5 protein-coding genes are annotated in these 5,800 nt (G+C 74.0%); 2 read left to right on the top strand and 3 right to left on the bottom strand.

The window, feature by feature from the left end:
- Positions 1-179 precede the first annotated feature (179 nt).
- Both FM076_RS07515 and FM076_RS07510 read left to right on the top strand, forming a co-directional pair.
- Complete coding sequence (locus tag FM076_RS07515) at positions 180-785, top strand: hypothetical protein (RefSeq protein WP_428814723.1); 606 nt, start codon at positions 180-182, stop codon at positions 783-785.
- A gap of 41 nt (positions 786-826) precedes the next feature.
- Entirely contained in the window at positions 827-2,020 is a 1,194-nt protein-coding gene (locus FM076_RS07510; RefSeq protein WP_173869160.1) for a glutathionylspermidine synthase family protein, read from the top strand.
- A 181-nt stretch (positions 2,021-2,201) separates the two neighbouring features.
- On the opposite strand, the gene FM076_RS07505 is transcribed toward FM076_RS07510, so the two are convergent.
- From FM076_RS07505 to FM076_RS07495, 3 genes are read right to left on the bottom strand one after another with little or no spacing between them, the layout of a single operon-like run.
- The gene (locus FM076_RS07505; RefSeq protein ID WP_173869159.1) at positions 2,202-2,681 is read right to left on the bottom strand and encodes a PPOX class F420-dependent oxidoreductase; all 480 of its coding nucleotides are present in this window, start codon (positions 2,679-2,681) and stop codon (positions 2,202-2,204) included.
- A gap of 34 nt (positions 2,682-2,715) precedes the next feature.
- The gene (locus FM076_RS07500; protein ID WP_173869158.1) at positions 2,716-3,603 is read right to left on the bottom strand and encodes a hypothetical protein; all 888 of its coding nucleotides are present in this window, start codon (positions 3,601-3,603) and stop codon (positions 2,716-2,718) included.
- A 27-nt stretch (positions 3,604-3,630) separates the two neighbouring features.
- A complete protein-coding gene (locus FM076_RS07495) occupies positions 3,631-5,733 on the bottom strand; it encodes a SpoIIE family protein phosphatase (protein ID WP_430625938.1) in 2,103 nt (700 codons plus the stop codon).
- Positions 5,734-5,800 lie beyond the last annotated feature (67 nt).

The following is a 5,800-nucleotide window of genomic DNA, read 5'->3' as shown; positions in this document are numbered from 1 at the left end:
TCGTCGCCGTCTTCGACGGACTGCGCCGCCTCCGCGACACGGCCGTTCACGACGGGACGAGGGTCACCGCGCGGGCGGCCCGCCACTACATCACCGGTTGCGAACGGCTGGTGGGGGAGCTGACTCGTACGGGCTAAGGTGTGCGCGGTAGTTCGATCGTCGTACGCAGGGGGCTCCGCATGACCGTCACGCCGCAACCGCACAGCGCGGCACCGCAACCGCACAGCGCGGCACCGAAGCCGCACGACACCGCGTCGGAGCCGCACAGCGGCGAGCCGGGGGCCGGTCGGGGGACAGGTCCGGCACGGCGGCGCAAGCTGCGCTCGTCCACGGTCGTGCTCGGCAGCATGGGCGCGCTCGCGGTGGCGCTGTCCGGGTACTCGTCGGAGCCGGACAAGCGGTGCGTGGACCCCGACAGCTACGACGCGGTGCGCGGCTACCGCGTTCTGCCGCCCAGTCAGTGCGAGGCGCCGGGTACCGGGCCGCAGGCGGGCTCCGCCGCCTTCCCGGCCGCCGCCACCACCCGGGCCGCCGCCACCGCCCCGGCCCGTCACGACCGCGGCCTTCACGACCGCGGCCTTCACGACCGCGGTCGTCAGGAGGGCGGTCGTCAGGACGGCGGGCGGCGCGCCGACGGGCCCGGCACGGCCTGGTACTACGGCGGCCACGAGGAGCGCGGGCGCGCCGAGGGCGGCACGTTCATCCACGCCGCGGCCGTGGAGCGGGCCGGTTTCGGCTGCGACGACGATGACGACAGCAGCGGCGGCGGCGGGTTCGGCGGCTGAGGCGGCGCGAGGGCCCACGAGCAGGAAGGCCGGAAACCCGCATGGAGCGCCACACCCTCGCCCCCCGCCCGGGCTGGCAGGAGACCGTCGAGGAGCAGGGCTGCATCTACCCGCTGACGCGGTACCCCGACGGCTCCCTGCGCCCCTACTGGGACGAGAGCGCCTACTACTCCTTCTCCCTCCCCGAGGTCGAGGCACTGGAGGAGGTGGTGGAGGAGCTGCACGGCATGTGTCTGGAGGCCGCCGAGCACATCGTGGAGGCCGGCCGCTTCGCCGACCTGGGCATCACCGATCCGGCGCTGGCGGCCCGGGTCGCCGAGTCCTGGCGGCGGCGCGACGAGGTGCCCAGCCTCTACGGGCGGTTCGACCTGCGCTACGACGGGCGCGGCGAGCCCGCCAAGCTGCTGGAGTACAACGCGGACACGCCCACCTCACTGGTGGAGGCGGCCTCTCCGCAGTGGTTCTGGATGGAGGAGCGCTTCCCCGGCGCCGACCAGTGGAACTCGCTGCACGAGCGGCTGGTGGACGCGTGGAAGAGGCAGGCGGCGCTGCTGCCGCCGGGCGCGCCCGTGCACTTCGCCCACTCGGCCCGCGACGAGCTGGGCGAGGACCTGATGACCGTCGCCTACCTCCAGGAGACGGCCGAGCAGGCGGGGCTGGAGACCGTCGCCATTCCGGTGGAGCAGATCGGCTGGGACCGGCTCTCGGGACGGTTCGTCGACCAGCGGCTGACGTTCATCCGCGCCTGTTTCAAGCTCTACCCCTGGGAGTGGCTGGCCTCCGACCGGTTCGGCCCGCACGTGCTGGAGACCCTCGACAACGGGGGCGGCACCGGCACCACCCTGTGGATCGAGCCCGCGTGGAAGATGCTGCTGTCCAACAAGGCGGTGCTGGCCGTCCTGTGGGAGCTGTTCCCCGGCCACCCCAACCTGCTGCCCGCCTACCTGGACGGGCCGCGCGAGCTGGCGCACACCACCGGCTGGGCGGCCAAGCCCCTGCTGGGCCGCGAGGGCGCGGGCGTCACGCTGCACGAGCCTGGTGCCGAGCCGGTGGTGCGGGACGAGCCGTGCTGCTACCAGGCGCTGTGCCCGCTGCCCGACTTCGACGGCAACCGGACGGTGCTGGGCACGTGGGTGGTGGACGGGGAGGCCGCGGGTCTGGGCATCCGCGAGTCCGCGGGGCTCGTCACGGACGAGTACGCACGCTTCGTCCCCCACCTGATCCCGGCGGACTGACTCCGCGCCCGCCTGATCCCGGCGGTCTGACACCGCGTCCCCTTGATCCCGGCGGCCTGGCGCCGCGCTATCCCGGCGACCTGGCGCCGCGCCGTGGCCTGATCCCGGGCCACGGCCGGCCGGCGCTCCCGACCCCGGCGCCCGGCCCGGGCCGCGGGTCAGGCGTACCCGGGCTCACCGTTCAGCCGGTCGGCTCCCCGGGGGCCAGCCGTGCCGGGAACCCGCCCGTCGCGATCGGCCCCCACCGGCGCGGCGTCACCCGGATCAGGGACTTGCCCTGCTTGCGCATGGCCTCCCGGTACTCGTCCCAGTCCGGGTGCTCACCGGAGATCACCCGGTAGTACTCCACCAGGGGCTCCACCGACTCCGGCACGTCCAGCACCTCGGCGTCGCCGTCGATCTGCACCCACGGCCCGTTCCACTCGTCCGACAGCACCAGGACGCTCACCCGCGGATCGCGCCGCGCGTTGTGCGTCTTGGACCGCTCGGGGTAGGTGGACACGACGATGCGTCCCGCGGTGTCCACGCCACACGTCAGCGGCGATGCCTGGGGGGCGCCGTCCTGGCGCCGCGTCAGCAGGATCGCCCGGTGCCTCGGCCGTACGAACTCCAGTACCTCATCGAGGCCGACCCGGGTGTTGGTAGCGATGGAAGGGCTCATGCCCGAAACCTACGCCAGGACGGGGCCAGGTGCCTCATGTGTCGCAGGCCCACACCGAACCGCACAGCCCGCAGCGCACCCGCACCGGCCCCCGTACGGCCACCCGCACCCGTACCCGGCAGGTGGGGCACGGGAAGGAGACGCGCAGGCCCGAGCCGTCCGGTTCGAAGGCGTACCCGTCGAGGTGGCCGGGCCGCGCCCGGCCCAGGCGCCGGTCCCTCACATAGCGTCTGCGCTCCCGCCACGGCGCCGCTGCCAGCGGTGGAAGCTCCTCGTCGCGCTCGGCCCTCTCCCGGCCGCGCACATACGCCTCGTACGCCTGCGGGCTGGTGAACCAGACCGCGGGGTCCTCACCGAAGAGCCGTGCCCGTTTGGCCAGGACGTAGCCGAACTCCTCCGGGGTGAGGTAGCCCAGTTTCTGCGAGGTGAGGGCGTCCTGCCGGAAGGCGTCCAGCAGCAGCCAGCCGGCGCCGAGGTAGGCGGCGGCGGTGTCGGTGAGGATCTCGTTGGCGCGGGTGCCGGGGAAGGCGAGGCCCAGCCGGTGCAGCCACACGTGGGTCACCTCGTGGGCGAGGGCGGCGCCGATGTCGGCGCGGTGCTCCTTGAAGCGGGCGTTGAGTTCGACGAAGTACTCGGGTCCGGCCGCCAGTTCGACGTTCGCGGCGTGGGTCATCTCGCGGAAGCTGACGATCACCCGGGCCTCGGGCAGCCGCAGGTGCCGCACCATCACCCCGGCCACCCGCTGCGCGCCCGGATACAGGTCGTCCGCGCCGGTGAAGGAGACATCGGCGGGGGCGACGCTGGTGTCGAAGCCGCGCAGCCCCTCGGGGGACATCCGCCGGTACAGCGCCGTGATCGCCTCGCGCACCGTCTCCAGATGCGGAAAGCCCCGTTCGACGGGGTCAGCCGGTGAACCGCCCATCCCACACCCCCAGCGCGTGGCCTACGGTCACGATAACGCGCGGCCCGCGCCCGGGGTGCCCAGCTCCTGTTCCGTCCAGATGGTCTTGCCGCGGTCCCCGTACCTGCTGCCCCAGCGCCGGGCGAGCTGGGCGACCAGGAACAGGCCCCGGCCGCCCTCGTCGGTGGTCAGGGCGCGCCGCAGCCGCGGCTGGGTGTTGCTCGGATCGGAGACCTCGCACACCAGGACGTGGTCGCGGATCAGCCGCAGCCCGATCGGGCCGCCCGCGTAACGGAGGGCGTTGGTGACCAGTTCGCTGACGATCAGCTCGGTGGTGAAGACCTCCTCCACCAGCCCCCACCGCTCCAGTTGGGAGGTCACGTGCTCCCGTGCCGTCTGCACCGCCGCCGGATCGGCCGGCAGTTCCCACACGGCGGTGTCGCTCTCGGGCACGGTACGGGTACGGGCCAGCAGCACGGTGATGTCGTCGTCCGGGTCCTCGGCGTGCGGGTGGCGGCGCACCAGTTCGCCGCTGACCTGGTCCAGGGGCCGGGGGTTGCCGTGCGCATCGGGGCCGGGCGTGGGACAGCACAACCGCTCCAGGTCGACCAGCAGCCGCGCCATGCCCGCCTCCGGGTCGTGCCCGACCAGGCCGTCGGTGTAGAAGGCGAGCACACTGCCGGGCGGCAGCGTCACACTGGCCACCTCGAACGGGTTGTCGCCCACCCCCAGTGGCGGCCCGGGGGTCAGCTCCAGGTAGCTGACCGTGCCGTCGGGCAGCACCACCGCGGGCGGCGGGTGCCCCGCGCTGGCCAGCCGGCACTCCCGGCTGACCGGGTCGTAGACGGCGAACAGGCACGAGGCGCCGATGCTGTCGGGCTGGTCGGCCTCCGCCTTCATCCGCTGCACCAGGTCGTCCAGGCAGGTCAGCAGCTCGTCGGGCGGCAGGTCGAGATCGGCGAGGGTCTGCACGGCGGTGCGTGTGCGCGCCATCGTCGCGGTGGCCTGGAGCCCGTGGCCGACGACGTCCCCGACGACGAGGGCGATGCGCAGCGAGGAGAGCGGGAACGCGTCGAACCAGTCGCCCCCCACACTCGCGCTGCCGCTCGCCGGCAGATACGAGCCCGCCGTCTCGGCCGCCGGGCTCTCGGTCGCGGACGGCGGCAGCAGACTGCGCTGCAGCACCAGGGCCGTGCGGTGCTCCCTGGTGTACCGGAAGGCGTTGTCCAGCGCGGCGGCCGTCCGGTGGCACATGTCCTTGAGGAACCGCAGGTCGTCCTCCCCGAACGGCCTGGTGTCGCGAGTGCGGTACACCTGCACGTACCCGAAGAAGCGTCCCCCGTGGAAGAGCGGTGAGCCCAGGAAGCAGCGCAGGCCCTCCGGCAGCATCCGGGCGATCAGCTCCGGGTCCTCACCGAGGATCTCCCGCGCCGTCGGCGCGTCCGCGACGAGCACGTCCTCCAGCAGGCTGCCGGCCGTCTGCGGGCCGGCGGGCACGGGCGGCACCGGCTCGCCAACCTGCACCAGCCGCTCCGGCCAGTCGCCCTCCGCCGTTTTGACGGCGACCCGGCGCGGCGCGGACACCGCCTGGCCGGGGTAGCCCAGCGGGGGGTCGCGCCCCTGGAGGACGTCGTCGGGGAAGTCGACGCAGGCCAGGTCACCGAGGGCCGGGACCAGCACGTCGGTCAGGTCGCGGGCGCTGTGCACCACGTCCAGCGACGAGCCGAGGTGGAAGGCCCGCTCGTACGCCTGGCTGAGACGGCGGCGGGCCCGCTGCCGCTGGGTGACCTCGCGTGCCGTGACGACGACGCCGAGCGGCTCCCCGAGCGGACCGTCCACGCGCATGGCGGACAGGAAGAGGCTCAGGTCGGAGCCGGGCGGCCCGTGCCGGAACTCGCCCGCCACCAGCACCGTGCCGCTCCGCGCGACCCGCGCCAGCGCCTCACGGGCCGACTCCTCGCCCTCGGCGCCCGGCAGCGCCATCAGCCAGCCGTCGTCGGCGTCCTCGGGGCGCAGCGACTCGAAGGCGGCGTTGGTGCGCGCCACGCGCAGGTCCATGTCGAGCTGCGCCACCGGGATGCGGTTCTGTTCGAGCAGCGTGCGGGCCAGGGCCGGGCCATGGGTCAGCCCGTCGGAGGTGTGCGACGGCACGGCCACGGCGACGGCCAGCGTCCCCGGGGAGCCCTCGGCGCGCAGCAGGCGCACATCGGCCGCGACC

This window comes from Streptomyces albus subsp. chlorinus, from assembly GCF_013302895.1.
Lineage (GTDB): Bacteria > Actinomycetota > Actinomycetes > Streptomycetales > Streptomycetaceae > Streptomyces > Streptomyces chlorinus.
Note: the sequence above shows the minus strand (reverse complement) of the source record. Positions and strands in the feature narration are given on the sequence as shown.